This window comes from Shewanella sp. MM_2022_3 (genome assembly GCF_022557375.1).
Taxonomy (GTDB): Bacteria; Pseudomonadota; Gammaproteobacteria; order Enterobacterales; family Shewanellaceae; genus Shewanella; species Shewanella xiamenensis.
The window spans coordinates 1-479 of sequence record NZ_JAKZGV010000124.1; the positions used below are offsets into that span (position 1 = coordinate 1).

At 35.1% G+C, this 479-nt stretch carries 2 protein-coding genes; both read left to right on the top strand.

Features of this window, described 5'->3' with window-relative positions:
- The coding region (locus MMG82_RS21415; protein ID WP_241407422.1) for a HAMP domain-containing sensor histidine kinase at positions 1 to 229 on the top strand (229 nt) is incomplete at its 5' end.
- The coding region (locus MMG82_RS21420; protein WP_241407423.1) for a hypothetical protein at positions 213 to 479 on the top strand (267 nt) is incomplete at its 3' end. The genes MMG82_RS21415 and MMG82_RS21420, both read left to right, overlap by 17 nt.

Below are 479 nucleotides of genomic sequence, written 5' to 3' on the forward strand. Positions count from 1 at the left end.
CATTGAAATAAAGGATAATGGGAACGGTATACATGAGACTGATATACCACATATCTTTGAACCTTTTTTTACAACAAAAGAAATTGGTGAAGGTACTGGGTTAGGGCTATCAATATCAAGAGCTATAGTAGAGCAACACAATGGATTTATTACTCTTGACTACACAGGGCCTTCGGGTACAAAATTTGTTATAGGTCTACCGGAGTCTAGCCATGCTAGCAATAATTAGAAGACATAATAAATCCATTAAGAAACATCGAATATTATTCTTATTATATTGTATTATCATTGGATTGGTTGCCAATTTATCAGTTGTAACCGTTCCAATTGCAGTACCTCTCAATATAGGCAATGTTGCAGCATTATTGATTCTAGCACGTTTAGGTCCCTTGTGGGCGTTAGTATGTTTTGTTTTTGTTGCATCTCCACTCCCCTCTTTTATTGCTATAATACTAAGCCTTATACAAGTGGTATTATTT